The 26,175-nt window shown below is 69.0% G+C and carries 14 protein-coding genes; all 14 read left to right on the top strand.

The genetic code is table 11. The annotated features are described in order from the left end of the window. Positions 1–188 precede the first annotated feature (188 nt). The 14 genes from ACFRAH_RS11390 to ACFRAH_RS11325 all read left to right on the top strand — a co-directional run bounded on the left by ACFRAH_RS11390 (position 189) and on the right by ACFRAH_RS11325 (position 26,087). A complete protein-coding gene (locus tag ACFRAH_RS11390) occupies positions 189–1,070 on the top strand; it encodes an SDR family oxidoreductase (RefSeq protein WP_377990984.1) in 882 nt (293 codons plus the stop codon). Between the two features lie 60 nt (positions 1,071–1,130). Then, positions 1,131–2,147 (top strand): biotin--[acetyl-CoA-carboxylase] ligase, encoded by a 1,017-nt coding sequence (locus ACFRAH_RS11385; protein ID WP_377990983.1) that lies wholly within the window; start codon positions 1,131–1,133, stop codon positions 2,145–2,147. Further along, complete coding sequence (locus ACFRAH_RS11380; protein WP_377990982.1) at positions 2,140–2,739, top strand: PH domain-containing protein; 600 nt, start codon at positions 2,140–2,142, stop codon at positions 2,737–2,739. Before ACFRAH_RS11385 ends, ACFRAH_RS11380 begins: the two co-directional genes overlap by 8 nt. Beyond that, the gene (locus tag ACFRAH_RS11375) at positions 2,729–3,934 is read left to right on the top strand and encodes an adenylate/guanylate cyclase domain-containing protein (RefSeq protein WP_377990981.1); all 1,206 of its coding nucleotides are present in this window, start codon (positions 2,729–2,731) and stop codon (positions 3,932–3,934) included. Before ACFRAH_RS11380 ends, ACFRAH_RS11375 begins: the two co-directional genes overlap by 11 nt. A gap of 277 nt (positions 3,935–4,211) precedes the next feature. Then, on the top strand, positions 4,212–10,301 hold the full coding sequence (locus ACFRAH_RS11370) for an Ig-like domain-containing protein (protein WP_377990980.1): 6,090 nt from the start codon (positions 4,212–4,214) through the stop codon (positions 10,299–10,301). Positions 10,302–10,380: 79 nt separating this feature from the next. Continuing rightward, the gene (locus ACFRAH_RS11365; RefSeq protein WP_377990979.1) at positions 10,381–11,352 is read left to right on the top strand and encodes an AAA family ATPase; all 972 of its coding nucleotides are present in this window, start codon (positions 10,381–10,383) and stop codon (positions 11,350–11,352) included. Between the two features lie 97 nt (positions 11,353–11,449). Then, complete coding sequence (locus tag ACFRAH_RS11360; RefSeq protein WP_377991038.1) at positions 11,450–12,736, top strand: DUF58 domain-containing protein; 1,287 nt, start codon at positions 11,450–11,452, stop codon at positions 12,734–12,736. Next, entirely contained in the window at positions 12,733–15,192 is a 2,460-nt protein-coding gene (locus ACFRAH_RS11355; RefSeq protein WP_377990978.1) for a transglutaminase domain-containing protein, read from the top strand. The genes ACFRAH_RS11360 and ACFRAH_RS11355 overlap by 4 nt, the downstream gene beginning before the upstream one ends. 71 nt (positions 15,193–15,263) lie before the next feature. Beyond that, positions 15,264–16,619, top strand: a complete 1,356-nt coding sequence (locus ACFRAH_RS11350) for an RDD family protein (protein ID WP_377991037.1) — start codon at positions 15,264–15,266, stop codon at positions 16,617–16,619. Beyond that, entirely contained in the window at positions 16,616–17,494 is an 879-nt protein-coding gene (locus tag ACFRAH_RS11345) for a PP2C family protein-serine/threonine phosphatase (protein WP_377990977.1), read from the top strand. The genes ACFRAH_RS11350 and ACFRAH_RS11345 overlap by 4 nt, the downstream gene beginning before the upstream one ends. Continuing rightward, positions 17,481–19,238, top strand: coding sequence for an FHA domain-containing protein (locus ACFRAH_RS11340; protein WP_377990976.1), 1,758 nt, complete (start codon positions 17,481–17,483; stop codon positions 19,236–19,238). The genes ACFRAH_RS11345 and ACFRAH_RS11340 overlap by 14 nt, the downstream gene beginning before the upstream one ends. Next, entirely contained in the window at positions 19,235–20,848 is a 1,614-nt protein-coding gene (locus tag ACFRAH_RS11335) for a serine/threonine-protein kinase (protein ID WP_377990975.1), read from the top strand. The genes ACFRAH_RS11340 and ACFRAH_RS11335 overlap by 4 nt, the downstream gene beginning before the upstream one ends. A 77-nt stretch (positions 20,849–20,925) precedes the next feature. Further along, positions 20,926–21,630 carry a hypothetical protein gene (locus ACFRAH_RS11330; protein ID WP_377991036.1) on the top strand — a complete coding sequence of 235 codons (705 nt, stop codon included), beginning with the start codon at positions 20,926–20,928 and terminating at the stop codon, positions 21,628–21,630. After that, on the top strand, positions 21,627–26,087 hold the full coding sequence (locus ACFRAH_RS11325) for an FtsK/SpoIIIE domain-containing protein (RefSeq protein ID WP_377990974.1): 4,461 nt from the start codon (positions 21,627–21,629) through the stop codon (positions 26,085–26,087). The genes ACFRAH_RS11330 and ACFRAH_RS11325 overlap by 4 nt, the downstream gene beginning before the upstream one ends. Positions 26,088–26,175 lie beyond the last annotated feature (88 nt).

The following is a 26,175-nucleotide window of genomic DNA, read 5'->3' as shown; positions in this document are numbered from 1 at the left end:
GCTGCGGCAGCGTGATGCGGGCGCTGGTTGCCGGCTTAAGTAGCATCCGTACAAATCCAAGGCCCTGATGGCTAGTCTAGTGACGCAAATTCCCGGGACCGCTGTAGGGTTCCTACAATTTTCGTCCGTGGCGCCGACGGAAGCGCGAATGTTACTCGCTGGTAACAAACTCCGGCTAGAGTGTCCCTATGACTTCAAGCAGTGACGCTTGCCCTGTTCCAGCCACACCCTACCGGGCCACTGGCAATCTGCGGGGCCGGACCATTCTGATGTCCGGCGGCAGCCGCGGCATCGGCCTTGCCATTGCCCGGCGGGCAGCTCGCGACGGCGCAAACGTGGTGCTGCTCGCCAAGACCGGCAAGCCGCACGCCAGGCTTGAGGGAACTGTCTACGGTGCCGCCGAAGAACTGGAAGCCGCCGGAGGCAGTGCCCTTCCACTGGTCGGGGATGTACGGAACGACGACGACGTCGCACGCGCCGTGGATGCTGCCGTCGGCCGCTTTGGCGGGATCGACGTCGTTCTCAACAACGCCTCTGCGATCGATCTTTCGCCGACCGGTTCCGTGGACATGAAGCGCTACGACCTCATGCAGGACATCAACGTCCGCGGCACCTTCCTGCTCTCCAAGCTGGCCCTGCCGGCCCTGCGCAAATCCTCCGGCGGCCATATCCTCACGCTGTCGCCGCCCCTGAACCTCGACCCGAAGTGGGCGGGCCGGCACCTGGCGTACACCATGGCCAAGTACGGCATGAGCCTGACCACGCTGGGCCTGGCGGAGGAGCTGAGGAGCGACGGCATCTGCGTCAACTCGCTGTGGCCGCGGACGCTGATCGATACCGCCGCAATCCGGAACATGGCAGGCGGCGAATCAATGGTCCGGGCCGCCCGAATGCCGGAAATCATGGCAGACGCAGCCCACGCCATACTCACGGGGACTGTGAACTGCGGCGGCGGTACCGGCAACTTCTACATTGACGAGCAGGTCCTGGCCGCGGCCGGCGTCACGGATTTCCGGCCCTACAGCCTGGGCGCCGCAGAAGCGGATCTGGTTCCCGACATCTTCCTGTGAACTGCTGCTGACCTCCGGCTTTACCGGCCGCGCGGCCCGGCGAGTCGCTAGGATTCAACTATGGATGCCGCACGCCCTGACGATAGCCGTGGACCGCAGGAGAACCTGACCGGAACGGAGGGCGTGCCCGGGCGGCCGGCCCTGGACCGGGAAGCCCTGTCCGACGCCAACTTCCTGGCCGCCACCGGCATCGCGCAGCTGACGGTCGTGGACACCACAGGTTCCACCAACGCCGACCTGCTGCGGGCCGTGACCGTGGACCCCAAGGCCTGGCCCGACCTGTCAGTCCTGACAGCGGAGCACCAGACTGCCGCCCGCGGCCGGCTGGACCGCGCCTGGGAAGCGCCCGCCCGCAGCTCCGTGCTGGTCTCCCTGGTGCTCCGGCCCGTGAATGCCGGTGGCCAGCCCTTGCCCGCCGACACCTACTCCTGGCTGTCCCTGCTGGCCGCGGTCGCGCTGCGCGACGCTCTCGATGAGACGGCGGGGATTCCCGCTGACCTGAAGTGGCCGAATGATGTCCTGGTGCGGGGCGGAAAAATCGCCGGCATCCTGGCCCAGCTCGGCCCGCTGGGCGGCGGCTCCGTGCCGCCTGTCATTCTGGGCACCGGCCTGAACGTCACGCTGACGGAGGACGAATTGCCGGTGCCCACCGCCACGTCCGTGCAGTTGCAGGGTGCCCGGACCGTTGACCGCACGGCCCTCCTGAAAAGCTATCTCTCGCGTTTTTGCTCGCTCTACCGCAGCTTCTGCAATGCCGACGGCGATGCCACGGCCGGCCTGGCCGGCGGGCCGTCGCTGCACAAGCGCGTGGAAACGGCGATGGTCACCCTGGGCCAGCAGGTCCGCGCCCAGCTTCCGGGAGACCACGAAATCATCGGCCATGCCTCCCGGCTTGATGACTCGGGCTCCCTCCTGGTGGTGGATGCCTCCGCCCACGAGCACGTGGTGACGGCGGGGGACGTGGTCCACCTGCGGCCGTGGTCGCCGCAGGATTCAGGCAGGCACGGGGCGGACAAGCATGCCCCTGCAAAGCATGGCGCTGGCACACAGGGGTCCGGCGAAAGCGGTTATGCGTAAAGAACTCCTCCCGGGCGAGCAGGTCATCGTGGTGACCCGCCCGCAGCCCAGGGCGCTGTTCCTCCCGGCGGTGGTTTTCATCGTGGTGCCCGCCCTTGCTGCATTTGGCAGCGCGTGGATTATCCGCGGCGGGCTGTCCGCGCTGGCCCCGGCCATTACAGCAGAATGGACGTTCTGGGCGGTGGCTGGCTGCGTGCTGGCCGGCGTGTGGATCCTACTGGGTTACTGCCTGCCCAGGCTCCTGAGATGGCAGACCACCCGGTACATCCTGACCAGCCAGCGGGTCCTGGCGCGCCAGGGCATGCTCCGGCGCCGGGACCGGCAGGTTTTCCTGGTGTCAGTGCGTAATGTCACAATCAGCCAGTCGATGCTCCAGCGGATGTTGCGTTCGGGGAATATATCCTTGGATGCCGGGCACCATTTCGGCACCGTGCTGAAGGACGTGCCGGAAGTTGCCACCTTCAACAGGTTCCTGCTGGATGCCCTTGCCGAGCTTCCGGACGAGGAACCGTTTGGATTGGGCCAGGCGCCGGATGAGCCCGGCGGCCGGTTTCCGCGGGATGTGAGAGAAGGTGGAAGAGATGAACGATGAGGATCAGCGCGGCGGCCAGGAGACGGGCACGCAGGAGACAAGCATGCTTGAGACCGGTACGCATGAGGCCGGAGCAGACGGGGCCGGCGCACAGGACACCGGCCACCGGGAGGTGACGGACGCCGTCGTCGAAAATCCGCCCACCGGCACCCTGTCCGCGGAGCGCATTGCGGCGAAAACCCTCGAATCAAGGCTTCTGGGCGGCGAACGCAAGCTGCGCCGGCGCGAGGTGGCCGCCGGTGTGGGCCTGTCACTGCTCTCGGCGCGCAAGCTGTGGCGTGCCCTGGGCTTCCCCAACTGGGGTGACGACGACGTCGCCTTCACCGAACGCGACCAGGCTGCCCTGTCCACGGCGGTGGGGATGGTCCGCGCCGGAAAGCTCACCGAGGAAGCCGCCATCTCCGTGACCCGCGCCATCGGGCAGATGACGGACCGCATGGTGGTGTGGCAGATCGAGGCCCTGGTCGAGGACATGGTCCATGAACAGGGGCTGACCGACGCCCAGGCCCGCAAGCGCCTGGTCCATGAGCTGCCGGCGCTGGTGGACCCCCTCGAGGAGATGCTTGTCTACTCCTGGCGGCGCCAGCTCAACGCCGGCGTGCAGCGGCTGGCTGTCCGGGCGGAAGCCGGCCTGCAGGCCAGCGAGGAAGGCCGCGAGGGTGACGAGGATGACGCGCCTCTTCCATTGGCGCGTGCCGTGGGCTTCGCCGACCTGGTGTCCTACACGAGCCTGTCACGGCGGATGAACGAGAAAACCCTGGCCAAGCTGGTGCAGCGGTTCGAGAACAAATGCGCGGAGATCATCTCGGTGGGCGGCGGCCGGCTGGTGAAGACGGTGGGCGACGAAGTCCTCTACATCGCCGAAACGCCGGCAGCGGGCGCCGAAATCTCGCTTGCGCTCGCAGAGGCATTCACCAGGGACGAGATCCTGCCCGAGGCCCGCGTTGCCATGGTGTGGGGACGGATCCTCTCCCGCCTGGGCGACATCTACGGGCCCACTGTGAACCTTGCAGCCCGCCTGACCACGCTGGCCGATCCGGGCACTGTGCTGGTCGACTCGATGACCGCGGCGGCGCTGGACCAGGACGAGCGGTTCGTGCTGATACCCCAGGACGTGGAGAACGTCCGTGGATTCGGCGAGATCCAGCCGGTCACGCTGGCGCGGGGACGGGGCAGGGGCCTGATCCTGGACTAGGAACCTGAGCTGGGAAGCCAGGACCAGGCACGCGGAGCCGGCGCAGGGTGGGCAGTCCTCCCCATCGCCCCGGCCGGACAGCGCGGGTAGGCTGTGCGGGTAACGGACGGCCAAAGCGCTGTCCTTGGACAATCCGCCAGCGCCCATGTAATAGTCGAGGCTCAGAATTGTTCCGGCGTCTCTATGGGGGAGTGGCGGAATTTCACAGCCCGTGATGAACATCAGGGGCTAGCAAGCCGCGCTCAGGCGGCTGTGATTTCAGGGGAATAATAACGCTGTGTCAACTCTGTTCGGCAAGCTGGGGCTCAGGAACCGCCGCAACAAGATCGTCACCGGGACCGTCTTTTCCGCTGCTGCCGCAGCGCTGGTGGCCGGTGCCGTAATCTACCCGGGGTTCAAGACAACCGAGGTTGACCTTAACGACGGCGGCGTCTGGGTGGTCAGCAAGGCACGCAACGCCGTCGGCCGGCTTAACTACCCCTCGCGGGTCCTCGACGGTGCCGTGACACCGGCCAGCACCACGTTCGATGTCCTGCAGAATGCCGGCAAGGTGTTCGTCGACGACGAATCCGGCTCCACGCTGAACCAGGTGTCCGCCGCCAACATGAGGCTCGGCGGCGACAAGAAGCTTCCCGGCTCGGCGCAGGTGAGTTTCGGTGCCGACGTCATCTCGGTCACCGACCCTGCCGCCGGCAAGATGTGGGCGATGTCCCCGTCAACGGTCAACGCCTTCGACCAGGAGTCCAGCGAGCCCGCGGTGGCGGGTTCCCAGGGCCTGGTGTCCGCCGTCGGCCCGGATGACCGGATCTACTCGGCCGACCCGAAGACAGGGCAGGTGACAGTCACAACGGTTGACGCCGCCGGGGCAGCCACCGATACCCAGTCCAGCACGTGGGACGGGCTGAAGGGCGCCGGGGACCTCCAGCTCGCCGTCGTGGGGGACCAGCCCGTGGTCCTGGATGCCGCCGCCGGAAAACTGTTCCTGCCCGGCGGGCGCGAAGTGCCCCTGGCCGATGCGCGGGAGGCCAGGCTCCAGCAGTCAGGCCCGGCCTCGGACTCCGTGGCCGTGGCCACCAGCAAGGCACTCCTCAAGCAGCCGCTGAACGGCTCCGCCGCGAAGACTGTTGCCTTCGGCGGCCAGGGCGTGCCGGCAGCGCCGGTGCAGCTGGGCGGCTGCGTCCACGCTGCGTGGTCCGGAGCGAACAAGTATGTCCGGGACTGCGCCAATGCCGCGGACAACAAGAACGTTGCCGTGCCCAAGGCCAGCGCATCGCCCAGCTACGTGTTCCGCGTCAACCGCGACCTGGTTGTGCTGAACGACGTGAACTCGGGCAACGTGTGGCTGGTCAACCAGAACATGCAGCTGGTCAACAACTGGGACGACGTGGTCCCGCCCAAGAACCAGGCCGACGATCCCGACGAGGAGTCGGCCGACGACAACACCATCAACGTCCTGCCGGACCGCACCAAACCGAACCGTCCCCCCGAAACGAAGCCCGACGTCGTCGGCGTCCGTCCTGGGCGCACCACGGTCCTGAGCGTCCTGGACAACGATTCCGACCCCGACGGCGACGTCCTCACCGCCTCGCTCGGCGCAGAGGGCCCGCGGGCCGGCAGCATCGAAAGCATCTATGGCGGGTCAGCCTTCCAGATCGCGGTGCCGGCCGATGCCGCGGCGGGGACCGAGACGTTCGACTACACGGCAGCGGACGGACGCGGACTGTCGGCCGGCGGCAAGGTGAGCCTGAGCGTCGTCGGGCCGGACGAGAACCGGCCCCCGGCCTTCAAACGCGGCGACCCCACCACGCTCCTCGTGGAGCAGGGCAAGACCGTCAGCCAGAACATCCTCACCGACTGGGCCGATCCCGACGGCGACGACCTGGTCCTGATGTCGGCCACCGCGGACAATGATCAGGACCAGGTGAAGGTCCGCCGCGACGGGCTGCTGACCTTCCAGGACTCCGGCGCCACGGCCGGCAAGAAAAGCGTCACCGTGTCCGTCTGGGACGGTCGCGCCACCACCACGGCCAAGGTGGTGGTCAACGTCCAGCCGCCCGGCGCCCTCGCCCCCGTGGTCAACGCCGACCACGTCACCGCCGTGGTGGGCCAGGACCTGGTCATCGCGCCTCTGAAGAACGACGTCGATCCCAACGGCGGCGCGCTGCGCCTTGCCCAGGTGGAAGCCAGCGGAGCCGCTGAGCTCGGCCCGGTCACCGACGGCGGCACCTTCACCTTCCGCAGCCGCACCCCGGGCCCGGTGTACCTCACCTATCTGGCCAGCAACGGGCCGCAGAGCAGCCAGGGCCTCATCCGCGTGGACGTGGAATCCGGCAAGGACTCCGGAAACCCCGTCGCCGTGCACGACGTCGCGCTCCTGCCGGTTGGCGGCAGCGTGCTGCTGGACCCGCTGGCCAACGACTCCGACCCGTCCGGCGGCGTCCTGGTCCTGCAGTCCGTCGCGGTGCCGGAAAACGCCACCGCCTCGGTGAGCGTGATCGACCACAGCGTCCTGCGGATCACCGACATCGCCGGCACCAAGGACCCCTTCCTGTTCCGCTACACGATGTCCAACGGCAAGGCTTCCGCCTCCGGCAGCGTGTCGGTCGTGCCGGTTCCCGCGCCCGCTGTGGTGGAAGCGCCGCAGCCCAAGCCCGACGAGGTCAACGTCCGCGTGAACGACGTCGTGACCATCCCCGTCCTGGACAATGACACCCACCCGCAGGGCGAGAAGCTGACGGTGGATCCGGTGCTGCCCCAGGCCGTCGCGGCGGAGGACGGCAAGAGCTTCGTCTCGGAGAACACGCTCCGGTTCATCGCCGGCAGCCAGCCCAAGACCGTGCGCGCCATCTACAACGCGGTGGACCCGCAGGGCCAGAAGAGCGCCGCCGCCGTCACCATCCACATCCTGCCGCTGGAGGGCGCCGAGAACTCCCGGCCGCAGCCGAAGAACCTGACCGCCCGGGTGGTGGCCGCCGGTACGGTGCGCATCCCCGTGCCGCTGGACGGCATCGATCCCGACGGCGACTCCGTCCAGCTGACAGGCATCGACAGCACGCCCGGCATGGGCACCGCGACGGCGGGCAGCAACTTCATCGACTTCGTCGCCGCCGGCAACGGCGCCGGAACCGATACGTTCCGCTACAAGGTGGTGGACCGGCAGGGTGCCGTGAACACCGGCACCGTCACCGTGGGCATCGCACCGCGCAGCGACACCAACCAGAAGCCCACGCCCGTGGACGACCAGGTCAAGGTCCGGCCCGGGCGGCAGATCGCCGTCGACGCGGCCGGCAACGACACCGATCCCGATGGTGACTTGATCCGGATCCTGACCGACGGCATCGAGGCCGATGCCGCCCTTAAGGCGACGGTCAGCAAGCAAAGCGGCCGCATCCTCCTGCAGGCTCCGGCCACCGAAGGCACCGTCAATGTCCGCTACACCGTGGCCGACGAGCGCGGAGCCTCCGCCCAGGCAGCCATCCGGATGGTCGTGGACAGCAACGTCCCGCTCCAGGCACCGATCGCCCGGGACGACCGCGTCACCTCCGCCCAGACACTGGGCAAGACCGCCGTCGACGTCCCCGTCCTCAAGAACGACGAAGACCCCGACGGTGTGGGCGAGAACCTCAAGATCAGCAGCGCCGCAGAGACCGCCCGGCCGGGCACGGACGGCAACATGATCGTGGAGCTGACGGAGCAGCCGCAGCTGGTGCCCTACACGGTGGAGGACGTCGACGGCCAGAAGTCGACGGCGATCATCTGGGTTCCCGGCCTCGGCCAGCAGGTTCCCACCCTCGCCAAGGACGAGGTCCTCGAGGTGGTCGCGGGCCAGTCCGTCACCGCCGACCTCGCCGAATGGGTCAAGGTCCGGGACAGCCGCTCGCCCCGGCTGACCCAGACAGACCGGATCAAGCTCATCGGCGCGGACGGCAGCAACCCCGTGGCCGGCGGCGGCACAGCCGTCAGGTACACCGCGGACAAGGACTATGTGGGCCCTGGGTCCATTACCTTCGAAGTGACGGACGGCTCCGGTCCCGACGACCCCGCCGGCCTGAAGTCCACCCTGAGCATCAGGACCAAGGTGCTGCCCGACCCCAACCGCAACAACCCGCCGGTCCTGCTCGGCGGCTCGGTGGACGTTCCGCTGGGTGACTCGGCCTCCGCCGACCTGGCCAAGCTGACCACCGACCCCGACGCGGACGACGCCGACAACATGAAGTACGAGATCGCCGGGGCGGTTCCGCAGGGCTTCAACGTGTCCATCGACGGCGCGTCCCTGAAGGTCTCGGCAAAGGACAGCCTGCGGCCCGGCGACGGGGGAGCCGTGCAGGTGAAGGCGAAGGACCCGCGCGGCCTCGACTCCACTGCCACGTTCCGGCTGGCCGTGACGGCGACAAACCGGGCCAAGCCGGTGGCGAACGACGACATCGAGGAAAACGCCGCAGCAGGCAAGCCGGTCACCGTCAAGGTGCTGGCGAACGACGCCAACCCATTCCCGGATACGCCGCTGAAGATCATCGGCGTCGCCACCGAAACCGGGCAGGGCACCGCGGCCATCAGCGGGGACTCGGTCACCGTCACGCCCGCGGCCGGATTCTCCGGAACCCTGATTGTGTCCTACACGGTGGGCGACAAGACCGATGACGCCTCCAGGTACGCCACCGCCCGGATCCGGCTCACGGTGAAGGACAAGCCCCTGGCCCCGACCACGCCGCAGGCGCAGAGCGTGGGCGACAGTACGGCGCTGCTGAACTGGACGGCGCCGGCGGACCGGGGTTCGCCCATCACCAAGTACACGGTCTACGGCGAGGGCGGCTACCGGCAGGAGTGCCCGGCCAACTCGTGCACCCTGAACAACCTCGTCAACAACACCAAGTACCACTTCCAGGTGACGGCGACGAATGAGTTCGGCGAATCCGACCGGTCACCGGCCTCCGCCGAGGTCCGCCCCGACGTCAAGCCGGACATGCCGCTGGCCCCGTCGCTGAAGTTCGGCGACAAGCAGCTGTCGGTGGCGTGGAAGGCGCCCGCCAGCAAGGGCTCTCCGGTCAAGTCCTACGACCTGGAAATCTCGCCCGCACCGGCCGGCCAGAACCCGCAGATCCAGAACCTGGCGTCCACCAGCTACGTCTGGAAGGGGCTTACCAACGGCGTGGCCTACAAGGTGCGCGTCCTGGCCCGGAACGACGCGAAGGACCCGTCGGAGTGGAGCACGTACTCCGCCGCCGAGGTGCCGGCGGGAGTTCCGGTGACGCCTGCTGCCCCCAGCGCAGCCGGGGCCGGATCCGTGGGCCCACAGTCCCAGGTGAACGTCAGCTGGACGGCGCCGGACAACAACGGCGACGCGGTCTCCGCCTACACGCTGACCACCCTGCGCGGGGGAGCGGTGGTGAAGAGCCAGAAGGTGGCTTCCGGAACCTCGCTGAATGTCACGGTGGACAACTCCGAGGCCGACTACGCCTTCACCGTTTCCGCCACCAACAAGGCGGGCACGTCCGGAACCAGCGCCCAGTCCGCACCGGTCAGGGCCGCCGGCAAGCCGGGCACCGTGAGCGGCGGCAGCGTGCGGGCGAACGGTACGGGCGGCCAGCTGGATGTGACCTTCACCCCGCTCACGGCCGCACAGCGGAACGGCTCGCAGGCGTCGGAGATCACTTACCGGTGGTCCACCGCCTACGGGTCCGGGCCCATCAACGCCGGCGGCGGAACCATCACCGGCCAGCCCAACGGCCGGGACGTGACCGTCAACATCATCGCCGCCTCCACCAAGAACAACGTGTCCGGCGATGGTAAGGCCATTGGCTCGGGCAACCCGTACGCGCCGCCGAACGCGCCGAACGTCAACGGCGGCAAGTCCGCCGTGGGCGACCCCCAGGTCCACTGGACCTGGAACTCCACCGGCACCAACGGCCGTCCGCTGAACCACTACGAGGTCAGTCTCGACGGCGGCGCCTGGACCAGCGTCGGCAAGGCCACCAGGTTCGACGCTTCCGGCGGCGGCTGGAACAACACACGGTCGCTGCGGGTCAAAGCCGTCACGGTTGTTGCCGGGGCAGCCGGGCAGGCAAACGCAACGTCGGGCAACGATCCCACCCCGCCTCTGACCGAGGTCAGGGTCAAGCAGTCCGACAACAACAGCTGCCCGGGCAAGCCCGGGGTCCCTGACCGGTACAACGCCGCAACACGCAGTTGCGGCGGCAGCGACGCCAACTGGGTGTCGTACTCCGACGGCTGGATTCCGACCCCGTGCTGGTCGGACATCTACAACAACGGCAGCCGCTGGTACAAGATGAACGGCGGCCCGCACTCCGGCTGGTACGTCAAGGGCATCACGGTGGACATCAGGGGCCCGGGTGTGGGGCAGTGCTGAATGTGCCGGCAGTGCTGAATGCCGCGCCGCGCTCCGCTGAAGCGAATATGACTGGAATGACACGGAAGAGGAACCGACCATGACCATGACAAGCGAGCAGGCCGACTGGTTTGCAGGGACGTTCGAGAAGCTCGTCGCCAACGTGGGCCAGGCAGTCCTGGGCAAGGCCCATGTCATCCGCCTGACCTTCACCGCGATGCTCGCCGAAGGCCATGTCCTCTTTGAGGATGCCCCCGGCACCGGCAAGACGTCCCTGGCCCGGGCCCTGGCGGCCACCGTCCAGGGGTCCAACAGCCGCATCCAGTTCACGCCCGACCTGCTGCCCTCGGATGTCACCGGCGTGACCATCTACGACCAGAAGACCCAGAAGTTCGAATTCCACAAGGGCCCGATCTTCAGCAACATTGTGCTCGCGGACGAAATCAACCGGGCCTCGCCCAAGACGCAGTCGGCGCTGCTGGAGGTCATGGAGGAGTCCCGCGTCACCGTGGACGGCACCACCTATGAGGCCGGCCGGCCGTTCATGGTGATGGCCACCCAGAACCCGATCGAGCAGGCCGGCACCTACCGGCTGCCCGAGGCCCAGCTGGACCGCTTCCTGATCAAGACCTCCATCGGCTACCCGGACCACGCCTCCACCGTCCAGCTCCTGGGCGGCAGCAGCCTCAAGGACCGGTCCCGGGACCTGCACCCCGTCATCACCACGCAGGCTGTGGCGGACATGGCGGACCTTGCCGCCACCACACACGTTGATACCGCCGTGCTGGAGTACATCTCCAGGCTCTGCGAGGAAACCCGTAACGCGCCCGAAACCCGCCTGGGGGTGTCCGTCCGCGGCGCCCTCGCCATGGTCCGGGCGGCCAAGGTCTGGGCCGCGAGCCAGGGCCGCAACTTCGTCCTGCCGGACGACATCAAGGACCTTGCCGGTGTGGTCTGGACCCACCGTTTTGTGATGGACCCCGAAGCCGAGTTTTCCGGGGCAACGGCTGAGGCCGTCCTGGGGCGCGTCCTGGCTGATGTGGCAGCGCCGCAGCAGCGCGCCGCCGTCTAGCGTGCCGTTGTCCAGAGTGCAGTGGCCCAAGCTGAACTGGTCCAGCCTGAACTGGTCCAGCCTGAACTGGTCCAGGCTGAAGCGGTCCGGTGCGAAGTTGTCCAAGTCGCGGCTGCCCGGGGTACGGCTCCAGCGCGCGTCCAGGGTGTGGTCCGAGGCCGGCAGCACCGCGCGGCTCGCGCTTGGTCCGGCCTGGCGGATAGCCAACGGCGTGTGGAACCGCTATGTGCGGCCGGTTCTTGCCGTGGTCAGCGTCCTGGGCTGGTCCGTGCTGGCCGCCGCGTTCCTCCTGTGGCTGACCGGGAACGCCTACGGCTGGCAGGAGGCCAAGGCGGCAGCCATTGCGGCGCTGGTGCTCTTCGTCATCGCCGTCGGCTTCATCCTGGGCCGGTCCTCCTATGGGATCCTGCTCGACCTCGCCCGGAACAGGGTGGCAGTGGGGGACAGCGCCGTCGGAAGCATCGCCGTGTCCAACACGTCGGCCCGGCCGCTCCTGCCGGCTGACCTGGAACTGCCCGTAGGCTCTGCCACCGCCGTGTTCCACCTCCCGCGCATGAAACCGCAGCAGGTGCACGGGGACCTTTTCACCATCCCCACCGCGCGGCGCGCCGTCATCGTGGTGGGCCCGGTGCGCTCCGTCCGGGCCGATCCGCTGCACCTGCTCCGCCGGCAGGTGCTGTGGACGGAACCGGAGGACCTGTACGTGCACCCCCGCACGGTGGCGCTGGCCGGTTCCGCTGCCGGTTTCATCCGCGACCTGGAAGGCATGCCCACCACGGAGCTGTCCAGCGCCGACGTTTCCTTCCACGCGCTGCGCGACTACGTCCCGGGTGACGACCGGCGGCACATCCACTGGAAAACCACTGCCCGGACCAACAAGCTGATGGTCCGCCAGTTCGAGGAAACCCGCCGCGCCCACCTCGCCATTTCGCTGTCCATCAACACGGACGAATTCGCCTCGGAAGACGAATTCGAGCTGGCCATTTCGGCAGCCGGGTCCATCGGCCGGCAGGCCATCCGCGAACAGCGCGAACTGGACGTCCTCACGCAGGCCGGTCCGCTGCGCTGCGAAACCGGCCGCAACATGCTGGACGACATGACCCGGATCGCCGGCACCCCGCTGCGGAAGACCGCCGTCGACCTCGCCCGCACGCTGGCGGACACGGTGCCCAACGCCTCGGTGGTCTTCTTCATCGTGGGCAGCCAGGTGACGCCCACCCAGCTGCGCTCCGCCGCCGCCTCGGTGCCGCCAGGCGTCCGCAGCCTCGCCGTGCTGGTGGACCTTGGCGCCGCGCCGGCCCGAGCCAACATCGGCGACCTGACCGTCCTCACGGTGGGCGACCTCTCCGACCTTCCCTCCGTCCTGCGAAAGGCTGCAGCATGAGTGAGGCCACCGGTCTCCGCCCCCGCCGTCCGGACAATCCCCGCCGATCGGGCCGGCAAAACCGTCCAAACGGGCCCGGCCGCCCGGTCCTGCCGGCCGCCGGGTCAGCCTTCGCGGACGGCCGGCCGCCGTGGCATTTTGTGCTCGACGCCGGTGCCCTCACTGTCCTGCTCGGGCTGGGTGTCCTCGGGTTCAGCCTCAGCTTCGGCGGCGATCCCTATTACCTGGTTGCCGGGTTCGGCGGAATCATCCTGGGCCTGGCCATCGCTGCCCTCAACGCCCACTTCCGGCTGGGGCCGCTGATCACCACGGCTCTCGCCTTCGGCAGCTACCTGGTGCTGGGCACAGCCCTCGCCGTCCCCGACGCCGCGATCGCCGGCTTCGTCCCCAGCCTGGAATCGCTGCGGACGCTGCTGCTCGGCGTCGTCTTCTCGTGGAAGGACATGCTGACCGTCGGCGTGCCGGTGGGCACCGCGGGCGGCGTGCTGATCGTCCCCTTCCTCAGCTCACTTATCACTGCCACCGCCGCCGGCGTCCTGACCTGGCGCCTCCGCAGCCCGTACTGGCCGCTGCTGCCGGTCCTGGTCCTGTTCGTCACGGGCATCGCCTTCAGCACCAACGCCGGGTTCCTGACGGTGGAACGCGGCATTGCACTGACGGTGGTGGGCATCGCGTGGGCCACCTTCCGCCGGGACGCACTGCGGCGGCGTGACACCCACAAGGTCTCAGTGAACCGCCCCCAGCACGACGCCGGCACGGCCGGGAAGGCGCGCATGCGCCGGCTGGCGGCCGGAGCGGCCGTCCTGGCGGCGACAGTGGGAATCACCGCGGCGGTATCGCCGCTGATCGCCGGCGGTGACGAGCGGCGCGTCCTCCGCAACGTCGTCGTACCTCCTTTTGATCCCAAGGCATACGTCACCCCGCTGGCGAGCTTCCGGAACTTCGTCAAGGACAGGAAGGACGACGCCCTGTTCACCGTCAAGGGGCTCCCCAAGGACGCGCGCGTCCGGCTCGGTGCGCTGGATTCCTTCAACGGCACCAACTACACGATGGATCCGAACGGCTCAGGCAGCTTCAGCAAGGTGGGCGACGCGGAGTCGATCAACACGCTCGCCGGCTCGACGGACACGGTCCCAACGAACGACTACAGCCTGGACATCACCATCGATGACTACCAGGGCTACTTCGTCCCGGGAGGCCGGAAGACCACCGGGCTCAGCTTTGCCCCGGGCTCGTCAGGCGCAGCTTCAGGGCTGTACTTCAACTCCGGCACCGACACCGCGGTGACCACCCAGGGCCTGTCCCAAGGCGATTCCTACACCGTCCAGGTCTCGGACCCCGTGAAGCTGGAGCACGGACAGCTCACGCAATACGACTTCGCCAAGGTCAGCCTGCCTGACATCACCGACGTGCCGCCGGTGGTGGGCGCGCAGGCCAACGACCTGGCCGCGGACGCCCCCACGGCCGTGGACCGCGTCCGGCAGATCGAGGCCCACTTCCAGAAGAAGGGTGCCTTCAGCAACGGGCTCATTGCCGACGGGCAGCTTCCCAGCGTCTCCGGGCACAGCGCGGCGCGCATCCGGGACCTGCTGACCGCCAAGCAGATGCTGGGTGACGATGAGCAGTATGCCGTGGCAATGTCCCTGATGCTGCGGCACCTGGGCATCCCCTCACGGGTGGTCATGGGGTTCTATCCGGACCCGAAGAGCCCGGAGAACGGCGCCGGCGAAATCAAGATACTCGGCAAAGACGTCCACGCCTGGGTGGAAGTGGCGTTCGACCGCGTGGGCTGGGTGGCGTTCGACCCCGCGCCGCCCAAGGACAACATTCCCATTCCGCCGGACCCGGAAAACAAATCCAAACCGAAGCCCCAGGTCCTGCAGCCGCCGCCACCGCCGCAGGAACCCGCCGACCTGCCGCCGGACTCCTCTCCCGACGCCCTCGACGCCGACGAGAAGAAGAACAATCCGTGGCTGCTCTGGGGCCCCATCCTCACGGCCATCGGCATCGCCATGATTCCCATCGGCATTCTGGCCCTGCCGCTGCTGCTCATAGCCCTGCTCAAGTCCCGGCGCCGGAAGGCCCGCTTCACCGGCGGCGACCCTGCACAGCGCGTAGGCGGGGGCTGGAACGAGGTCCTCAGCCTGGCAACGGACATGGGTGCCGCGGTGGACAACCGTGCAACCAGGCGGGAGACCGCGGCAGTGGTCGCCGAGGCGTTCCCGGCCACCGGAGCCACCACAACCCTGCTGGCCCACCGCGCCGACGCCTCCATCTTCGGCGCCGGCCAGCCGAGTGAGGATGAGGTGCGGCAGTACTGGGAGGTGGTGGACGGCTCGCTGAAGGAGATGACGGAAACGGTTGGTTTCTGGCGGCGCCAGCAGGCGCGGTTCTCGCCAAGGTCGCTGCTGGCCGAGGCCCGGGCAGCCCTGGCCGCGCGGGGGTTCCGGCGGTGAACGGTCCCTCTGGAAGTGGTGGCGTGCCGGGAACTTTCGATGGACCTGCAGCCGGCGATGGTCCCGGAACCTTGGGCAGCGTGCCGTGCCTGCGGTGCGGCCAGCCTGTCAGCGCCGGAGCCAGCTTTTGCGGTGCGTGCGGGACGCCGCTGCCCAACAGGGGAGCCATGCCCGGCCGGGGCGCCATGCTGGACCGGGCGGCCTTGTTGGCCCAGGCCGGGAGGCAGGCCGAGCCGATTCCCGGTAGCATCCCGGTAGGGCTGGGGGAAGGAACGGACATGTCAGGCACGCTTACGCTGGTTCCGGCGGCGCCCGGCAAGCGTCTCGGCGCCGCCGTCCTCGACTGGCTGGCGCCGGTGGCCATCCTGACGGTTCTGCTGTCCTTCGGGTTCGCCGGCATCACCAGCACGCGGAGCGCGGGACTCATCATCTATGACACGAGCCTGCTGGCGCTCCTCGGGAGCATCGGAGCCGGACTGACCCTGGCGTACGTGGTCACTGTCGCCGGCATCGAGGGCCGCTCCGGCAACACCATCGGCAACCAGCTCATGGGCATCCGCAGCACAGACAGGGACGGCTATGCGCCGGGCCTCGGTGCGGTGTTCCTGCGCGGCATCGTGACGGGAGCGGGCATCCTGCTGGCCGTCCTGGCCGCAGTACTGGTGGCGGTCTTCAAATGGTTCGACGCCGCACCGCTGGTCCTGGGACCGCTGCTGTTCCTCGGATCGGCGTGGGCCGTCGTCGTTGTGGCCTCCAGCGCCTGGGACCGGAACGGCAAACGCCGCGGATGGCACGACAACGCGGCCGGGACGCTTGCCTTTGACGTCGTGCAGGGCCGCAACCCCGTCGCCACCGGCGGCATTGAAGGCCCCTACAGTTTCGCGCCCCTGGACCTGCCCCCGGTGCAGCAGGTGGCGTCCCCGATCGCTTCCCGGCACCCGGCTGCTTCCCCGCCCGCCGTTGAGCCGGCCCGGCCGGCAGCTCCGGAGGGCGCTGTTCACCCGGTTAGCGCTGTTCACCCGGACGACGCCGTTCACCCGGACGACGCCGTGGACCGCACCCAGGTGCGTGGCGGGGAGCGCGAGGACGCGCCGCAGGCCGTGCTGCGGATAAGGCTCGACGACGGCCGTGACTTCCGCCTGGAACGGACGGTTCTGGTTGGCCGGAACCCGGCCCCCGCCGCCGGGGAATCGCAGGCACAGCTGCTGCCCGTGGCCGATCCCGGCAGGACCATCTCCAAGACCCACCTCCACCTGCTCACTGACGGCGCCGGCGTTTGGGTCACAGACCGCCACTCGACCAACGGCAGCGCCGTCACCACACCCGACGGCATGCGCACTGCGCTGCAGCCCGGTGTGCCCGCATTTGTCAGCCCCGGAACCACAGTTCATTTCGGGGACCGCACCTTCGACGTAGGACACGCATGAATTCACAGCAGGTGGCCGGAACCCCGGGGACCGGCAGCGAGCCCGGCCTGAGGCTGAGCTTTGGCTACGGAACGGACCGTGGCCTTCGCCGCGAGCTCAATGAGGACTCCTACATTGCCTCGGATCCTGTGTTCGCCGTCGCGGACGGCATGGGCGGCCATGAAGCGGGCGAGGTGGCCAGCGGCATGTGCGTGCGGGCACTGGCTCAGTTGCCGCAGCTGGCGACGGGGGAGCGGACGGCCACCGCGGGTGTGCTGCAGCAGTATCTGGCCAGCGCGGACGAATCGATCCGCTCGGCCACCGGTTCGCGGGCCGGAACCACGCTCAGCGGCGTGGTGGTGGTGGAGCAGATGGGCGTGCCCTACTGGCTGGTCATGAACATCGGGGATTCCCGGACGTACCGGCTGAGCCAGGGCCGGCTCTCGCAGGTCAGCGTGGATCACTCCGAGGTCCAGGAGCTGGTCGAGAGCGGCGAGATCACCGCCGAGGAGGCCGCGGTGCATCCCCGCCGGCACGTTGTGACGCGCGCGCTGGGCGCCGGCGACGAGACCGAAGCCGACTACTGGCTCCTGCCCATTGAGGAAGGCGACCGGGTGATGGTCTGCTCCGACGGCCTCAACGGGGAACTGACGGACGGGGAGATGCACGAAATCCTCAGCACCGTCGAGGACCCGCAGGAGGCCGTGGATGCGCTGATCCAGGCAGCGCTGCGGCGCGGCGGGCGGGACAACATCACGGTCATCGTGATCGATGCCAGGAACGTCCTTAACGACGCCGGCATGGCGACGACGGCGCCCCGGACCGCGGCCGACGCGGAAGAGGAGGACACGCTGCCGCGTGCCGGAAGCGAGGACGCTGCCAATGGCCGCAGCTAGCTACATCCCCGGCGGATGGCTGGGCCTCATCAGGTCGGGAACTGCTGTGATCCTGGACCCCGCCACGCCGGCCCCGCTGGTCAGCACCGTCTGGGATGTGCTGGCGGACGCGCCGGATGCGGCCGAGGTTCTGCATGCTGTGATGGGCGGGTTCGGCGCACCGCTGTCCGCCACCCCGTGTTTCGGGATCATCGGGTACAGCGACTCGCTGCGGGTCTTCCTCCGCGGCGACATCGACCTGACTGTCCAGCTTCCGTCCGGTTCCGTGACCCTGGACGGCCGGAACGTCACCACGTGGACCGAGCGGTGGCTGGACGCACCCGACTGGTTCAGCGTGGCCGTGCCTGCGGCCGCGCCGGTGCACGCGGCGTCGCCAGGACCGGCCCCTGCCGCTGAGTTACCGGTGGTTGAAGGGGCCGTGTTCCTGCAGTCGCTGCGCGTCAGTGTCACTGAACCGGGCCGCATCGACGTCGGCGGCAGCCAGTTGGCCGCGCCGGCCACCGCTGCACCTTTGCAGGAGGCATCGGCCGAGACTGTTGCCGGGCTGCAGGACACCGTGACGGGATTCACCGAGACCGTCGCGGCCACCGCCGGGACTGTGCCCGAGGAAGCACCGGCGCAGGAACCACTGCCGCTTGAAGCACCGGCGCAGGAAGGATTGCCGCACGACGCACCGTCGCTGGAGGCACTGGAGCAGGACGACAGCCCGGCCACCGAGCTCACCAGTTCGTACGACCACCTGTGGGACAAGACTGTGGTGCGCAGCATCGAGGACGCCGCGGTGCGGACCGGAGACGAGGACGACGGCGGTGCTCCCGCAGGCCAGGAGGCGGCCGTTCCGGAAACGGCGGGTCAGGAAACTGAAAGCCAGGAAACTGCAGGCCAAGAGATAGCCGGCCCGGAAGCCGAATCCGGGGAGCCCGGGCACCATGTCAGTGCCACAGCGGCTCCGGCGCCACCCACGGCCCCCGCTCAGTCAGGTCAGCCAGGACTGATCGACCAGCCAGGCTTGATTGACTCAGTGCCGTGGGCGACCGGCGGCGACCGTGCCGCGGCAGCCCGGGATTTCCCGGGACCGCAGGTCCCGCCGCCCTTCTCCGCACCCGGCATCGCGCCGTCGTTCTCCGGACCCCAGGTCCCGCCGTCGTTCATCCCCGCATCCGGGCCCGGCGGGGCGCAGGAAGGCGACCACGACGGCCAGACCATCCTTAGGAGCGGTCTCCCCGCCTCCGGAGCGCAGCAGACAGGGCAGGGACAGGAACCCGGCCAGGGCGCGGCAGGCAACGGACCGCGGGTGCTGGCGCGGGTGTGCCCGGGCGGGCACGCCAACCCTCCCACGAGCAGCCAGTGCTTCACCTGCGGGGCGCAGCTGCCTGACGTCGCCGTCCAGGTGCCGCGCCCCAGGCTGGGCCGGGTCCGGCTGTCCACGGGGGAGCTGATCGACCTCGACGGGTCGCTGGTGATCGGGCGGCAGCCGTCCGTGTCCCGGGTCCAGGGCGGCACGATGCCGCGGCTCGTCCAGGTGGCCAGCCCCGGCGGGGACATTTCAAGGTCGCACGTGGAGGTCCGGCTGGAGGGCTGGCACGTGATGCTGTGCGACCTGAAAGCCACCAACGGCACCGTGCTGGTCCGCGAGGGGCAGCCGCCGCGGCGCCTTGCCCAGAATGAAATGGCCATTGTTTTGGACGGCGACATCGCAGAACTCGGCGATGACGTTTCCTTGCGCTTCGAGGAGATCCTGTGAGTTCCAAGCGGCCGGCGGCGCCCCCGCCCCGCATCCCCGGCTTCAGCTATGTCAGCCTCCTCGGATCGGGCGGCTTCTCCGACGTCTATCTCTACGAGCAGGACCGGCCACGGCGCAGGGTTGCCGTCAAGGTGCTGCTGTCCGGCCTCAAGACGGAAGGCGCGCGGCGCCGCTTTGAGTCCGAGGCCAACCTGATGGCCCAGCTGTCGTCGCACCCCTTCATCGTCACCATCTTCGAAGCCGAGGTGACCGAGGACGGGCATTCCTACCTCGCCATGGAATACTGCTCGCGGCCCAGCCTGGACGTCCGGTACCGCCGGCAGCGCTTCAGCGTGGACGAGGTGCTCGCCGTCGGCATCCAGGTGGCCTCCGCCGTCGAAACGGCACACCGGGCGGGGATCGCCCACCGGGACATCAAGCCGGCCAACATCCTGGTCACCGACTACAACCGTCCGGCGCTCACCGACTTCGGCATCTCCGGCACGCTGGCCGGCGACGCTGACGAGGACGCCGGGATGTCCATCCCGTGGTCGCCGCCGGAACAGTTCCGGGACGGGAATGTCGACGGCGTGCTGGTGGACGTGTGGGCGCTCGGCGCCACCCTGTACACCTTGCTCGCCGGACGGTCACCCTTCGTGCTGCCGGGCGCCGACAACTCCCAGCGCGAGCTCATTTCACGCATCACCAGCATGCCCGTGCCCCGGCTGGGGCGCGCCGACGTGCCGGAATCCCTGGAACTCGCGCTGGCCACGGCGATGGCCAAAACGCCCGCCTCACGCTATTCGTCTGCCCATGCCTTCGCGCTGGCGCTGCAGCGTATCCAGGCCGAGCTCAACCTGTCCGTCACGCCGTTCGAGGTGCTCGAGGAGCGCCAGCCGGACGAGGTGCACCTGGACGACGGGGTGGAGGAAACGCGCGTCCGCAACGTCGCGTCCATTGATCCCGACCGGACCGGAAGTGCCCCCACCTTCCCGACCCGCACCAAGCCGCTGGGCTGGGGAGACGCAGTGCCGGGCCTTGCGCCTGCGCCGACGCCACAGCGGGCACCGGACGTCCCGCCGTCGGCCTTTCCGGCGGCCGCTGCCACAGCTGCGCCGCAGCCTGCAGCGGACGACTCGGCCGACGCTACTGTCCTGCGCAGCAACCAGCCCAGGCCCGCGGACCAGTTTGGAGACCAGCCAGCCGACCACGGGAAGCGGAACCTGTGGCTCGCCATCGCCGGCGGAACGCTCCTGGTGCTGGCCGTCGTCGTGGGCATTGTGGTGGCATCGGCCGCGCCCCAGCCGCAGGCACGGCCCACCGAAACGGTGAGCAAGCCCCCGGCAGACGCCGTCGACGACGGGTCCGTGCCTGACGTCACCAGGCTGGCCGGCAGCGCAGGGGCGCAGGGGAAAGTCCGCTTCACCTGGACCAATCCCCAGCCGAAGGCAGGGGACACCTACAAATGGCGGATCAAAACGGTCAAGGGCGGCGGAAGCTATTTGTCGACGTCGGCCACCCGCGTGGACGTCACGGCGAACCCGGCAGAACCCACCTGCGTCCAGGTGATCATCGTCCGCAGCGACGGAACGGCATCACCGGCCGGCGAAGACTCCATCGCGTGCCTTTAGCCAACTTCCGGCAGCCGGCGTCCGGCAGCGCCCCGAGCCGCCCGGCATCATCAGACCCGACGACAAGACAGGAAAACATGGGAGACCTGGCCATAGATTTCTGCGGCGAGTGGTACGAGCCGACCGACGAGGACATCTTCAGCATCGGACGCGAGGGCGACCTGGAGGTGGACGACAACCCGTACCTGCACCGGCGCTTCCTGCAGATCGCCAGGTATGACGGGATCTGGTGGCTCAGCAATGTGGGCAGCCGGCTCTCCGCCACGGTGGCCGACGGATCCGGCGGTATGCAGGCGTGGCTCTCGCCCGGCGCCCGGCTGCCGCTCGTCTTCAGCCACACCAGCGTCATCTTCACCGCCGGACCCACCACCTACGAGTTCGCGGTCCACCTGAAAACGCCGTCGTTCCGGCAGGACACCAGCACCGAAACCAGCGGCGGGGACACCACCATCGGCCCGGTGGTCTTCACTGACTCCCAGAAAGCCCTGATCGTGGCGCTCGCCGAGCCGATGCTCCGGCGCGAAGGCACCGGATTCAGCGCCATTCCATCCTCTGCCGAGGCGGCCCGGGCCCTGGGCTGGGCCCTCACCCGGTTCAACCGGAAGCTGGACAACGTCTGCGACAAGCTGGACCGCGCCGGAGTGGCCGGGCTTCGGGGAGGCGGCGGCAAGCTGGCCACCAACCGCCGGGCACGGCTCGTCGAGCACGCGGTCACCTCGCACCTGGTCACCGCCGACGACCTGCACCTGCTGGAAAAGATGCGCGGGGACGGCGACGCATGAGGATCCGACTGACCCTGCGCCGGGACCCCGCCGAGGCCAAGGACCTGGCCGTCACCGTGGACGGCCGCGCCACCGTCGCGGACATCGCCACCGAACTGTGGACCGCCGACCCCGCCCGGCGGCAGGAGCCCGCTCCGCCGAACCTCTCGCTCCGGATCGACGAGGCCTTCGTGGCGGGCGGAATGCGCGGCATCGTCCTGGACCGGGCGGACAACCTGCTGGAATCCGGACTGCGCCCGGGGTCCGTGGTTTCGCTCACCCAAGTGAGCAGCCAGTTCGGCAACCCGAACGACGCCGGCCCTGCCGCGGACCGCGGCCCGGCTGCGGCGACGCTCCGCATCGTTTCCGGCCCCGACGTCGGGCGGGAGTTCTCCCTGCCGTCCGGCACCAGCTATATCGGACGGGACCGGAACGTGGACGTGCGGCTCACCGACCCCCTGACATCGAAGCGGCACGCCCGCATCACGGTGGGGGAGAGCATCGAGATCGTCGACACGAACTCCGCCAACGGCCTGCAGATGGACGGACTGCCCGTCACGCGGGCGACGCTGAATTCCTCCGACACCGTCACCCTGGGTGACACCGGGCTGACGGTGGTGCCGCTGGCGCGCAGCGGCGCGGCAGCCCCGACGTCGCCCCTCGTGGACTTCAACCGGTCCCCGCGGGTGGTGCCCCGGTTCGCCCCCGGGAAGCGGGTGCCCCCGGCCGGACCGAAGCGGCAGGACCACCACCCGTTCCCCTTCATCATGCTGATCGCCCCGCTGATGATGGGCGCGGTGCTGTTCGCAGTGACCCAGAGCCTGCTGTCCATGCTGTTCATGCTGATGATGCCGCTGTTCATCGTGGGCCATTATGTGGACCAGAAACTCCAGGGCAAGCGCGAGCGCAAGGAGCAGCTGAAGCAGTTCCGAACGGCCATGGCCGCCTTCCGGCAGGACATTACCGAGTTGCAGCGCGTGGAGCGCGCCGTCAGGCTCCAGGAAGCGCCCTCGGTCAGCGACACCGTCGACTCCATCTACAAGCTTGGCCCGCTGCTGTGGACCCACCGGCCGGAGCACTCCGGGTTCCTGGGGCTCCGGTTCGGGCTCGGCACGGTGCCGTCACGGATCCCGTTCGAGGAGCCAAACACCGCGGAAACCGAGACGGAGTACCGGCGCGAGATCGAGGACTGCCTGGACCGGTTCCGGCAGATCGAGGGCGTGCCGGTGGTGTCCCAGCTCCGGTCCGCCGGCTCCTTCGGCCTGGCCGGGCCGCGCGGACTCGTCGATGACGTGGCCAGGGGAGTGGTGCTGCAGCTCGTGGGCCTGCATTCCCCCGCAGAGGTGGCCGTGGCCGCCATAACCTCGGCCCGGTCCAGGGAACGCTGGAACTGGCTGCAGTGGCTGCCGCACGTCGGTTCAAGCCACAGCCCCCTCAGCGGCGACCACCTTGCCGCCGGTTCTGCAGGCGGCACCAGCCTTCTGGCCCGGATCGAGGACCTCGTCGAACACCGCGAGGCCGCCATGCGCCCGCAGGGTTCCGGGCACCGGCCCGGGATCGTTGAGGAAACCGCTGACGTTCCGCCGCCGGTGCTGCCATCGGTGCTGGTGGTCGTCGAGGACGACGCGCCGGTGGACCGCGGGCGGCTGACCCGGCTCGTGGAACGCGGCCCTGACGCCGGCGTCCACGTCCTGTGGGTGGCTGCCGGCGTCGAATCCCTTCCGGCCGCCTGCCGTGACTTCATGGCGGTGGACGGTGAGCACGGCACCACCACCGGCCAGGTCCGGCTGGGACGTCACACCTACCCCGTGAGCTGCGAAAGCCTCGACGCCGAACTGGCCGGCCAGCTGGCCCGCATGCTCTCGCCCGTGGTCGACGCCGGCAAACCGGTGGAGGACGACTCGAACCTGCCGCGGGCCGTGTCCTATGCGGCGCTGGTGGGCAAGGACTTCCTGGACAATCCGCAGGCCGTGGCGGAACGCTGGCAGGAGAACAACTCGGTCCGCTCCACCGCCGTCGCCAACCGCAAGGACAACGGCTCGCTCCGTGCGCTGGTGGGGTCCAAAGGCGTGGAACCCCTGCACCTGGACCTCAAGAACGAAGGCCCGCACGCGCTGGTGGGCGGCACCACCGGCGCCGGCAAGTCCGAGTTCCTGCAGTCGTGGGTCATGGGCATGGCCACCGCCTACAGCCCGGACCGGGTCAGCTTCCTTTTCGTGGACTACAAGGGCGGCGCCGCGTTTGCAGACTGCGTGAACCTGCCGCACACCGTGGGCCTGGTCACCGACCTCTCGCCGCACCTGGTGCGCCGCGCCCTCACCTCGCTGCGGGCTGAACTCCACTACCGCGAACACCTGCTCAACAGGAAGAAGGCCAAGGACCTGCTCGCGCTCCAGCGGGAGGCCGATCCCGAGGCCCCGCCGTACCTGGTGATCGTGGTGGATGAGTTCGCTGCCCTGGCCACCGAGGTGCCAGAATTCGTGGACGGCGTCGTCGACGTCGCCGCCCGCGGCCGGTCCCTCGGGCTGCACCTGATCCTCGCCACCCAGCGCCCCGCGGGTGTGATCAAGGAAAGCCTGCGCGCCAACACCAACCTCCGGGTGGCGCTGCGCATGGCCGACGAGGATGACGCCACGGACATCCTGGGCGTGCCGGACGCCGCGTACTTCGACCCCTCCATTCCGGGCCGGGGTGCCGCAAAAACCGGCCCCGGCCGGATCCAGGGTTTCCAGACGGGCTACGCCGGCGGCTGGACCACCGAACGGCCGCAGCGCCCGCAGGTGGACATCGTGGAGATGGCCTTCGGTTCCGGCCCCGCCTGGGAAACGCCCGCACCGGACGCCGCCGTGCAGCAGGAACCGGCCGGCCCCAACGACATCGCCAGGATGACCACGAACGTCATCGCCGCGGCCGACCTGCTGGCCATCGAACCGCCGCGGAAGCCGTGGCTGAACGAACTGGCCACAACCTACGACTTCTCCCTGCTCCCCAACCCGCGCACCGACGAACGGCTCCTGCTGGGCGTGGCGGACCACCCCGCCCGCCAGGACCAGCCCACCGTCTTCTACGAACCGGACAACGACGGCAACATGGCCATCTACGGCACCGGCGGCTCGGGCAAGTCCGCGGCCCTGCGGGGCATCGCCATCGCCGCCGCCGTCACACCCCGCGGCGGACCGGTCCACGTCTACGGGATCGACTGTGGTTCCGCCGGGCTCAAGATGCTCGAGGAGCTCCCGCACGTGGGCGGAATCATCGACGGCGACGACGTCGAGCGCGTGGGCAGGCTCCTGCGCTGGCTCAGCGAGCTCGCCGAGGACCGGGCAAGCCGCTTCGCCGAGGTCCGGGCCTCCACCATCGGGGAGTACCGGAGGCTGTCCGGCATGCCGGATGAAAAGCGCATTTTCGTGCTGGTGGACGGCATGTCAGCCTTCCGCGAGGCGTACGAGTACAGCAAGCTCTCAGGCCTGTGGGACCTCTTCCTGCAGCTCGCCACCGACGGCCGTCCCCTGGGCATCCACCTCGTCGTCACCGGTGACCGGCCCAACTCCGTCCCGGCGTCGTTGCTTGCCTCCATCCAGCGGCGGCTGGTTCTCCGGCTGTCCGCCGAGGACGACTACCTGACCATGGACGTGCCGAAGGATGTCCTGGGCAAGGGTTCGCCTCCCGGGCGCGGGCTGCTGGGCGGACTCGAGGTCCAGCTCTCCGTCCTGGGCGGCAACTCCAACCTGGCCCTGCAGGCGCGCGAGGTGCACAAGCTCAGCGAGGCCATGCTCCGCCAGGGCGTGGAACGGGCCCCGCGCATCGAACGGCTGCCCGAGCAGATCGACCTGGACATCCTGCCCGCCGGGCTGCCGGACCTTCCGGTGATCGGCGTGGACGACGAGACGCTGCAGCCGGCCACGCTCACGGCCAAGGGCCCGCTGCTGCTCGCCGGTCCTCCCGGCGCCGGCCGGACCGTGGCCCTCGTGACCATGGCCTACGCGCTGCGCCGCTCCAATCCGGGGACCGAACTGGTCTACCTCGCCGCCAGGAAGTCCGCCGTGGCATCCCTGCCGGTCTGGGACCGGTCGCTGGTGGGGGCCGACGACGTCGAGGAGGCTGTGGAAGCGCTGACGGATCATGCCTCGGCCAATCCGGGCAAAGTGGCCATCTTCATCGAGGGGCTCACGGAGTTCACGGACACCCTGGCCGAATCCGGCATCGAAAGGCTCGTGGCGGCCTGCATCAAGGCCGACCAGTGGGTGGTGGGCGAATCCGAAACGTCCACCTGGTCATCGGCGTGGTCACTGGCCCAGCCGTTCAAGTCGGGCAGGAGGGGGCTGCTGATCAATCCCGGCGATATCGACGGCGACAGCCTCCTTAATACGTCACTCGGACGGGTCGGCACGGACTTCATTCCGGGCCGCGGCTACATCGTGGGCAGGGGCAAGGTACGCAAGCTCCAGATCGCCCTGCCGCCGGAAAACCGGCAGTAGCCGATTTGGCGCACGGCAGGAGCCTGTAGGAAGATACCCGGGACAAAACTCGGCGCGGGCGTGTCCTGCGCGGCTGCAAAGGTACTCC

Origin of the sequence: Arthrobacter sp. NPDC056727, from assembly GCF_042790555.1 — a bacterium.
Classification (GTDB): domain Bacteria; phylum Actinomycetota; class Actinomycetes; order Actinomycetales; family Micrococcaceae; genus Arthrobacter.
The sequence above is the reverse complement of the archived record's forward strand: the minus strand, read 5'-3'. Positions and strand labels throughout refer to the sequence as shown.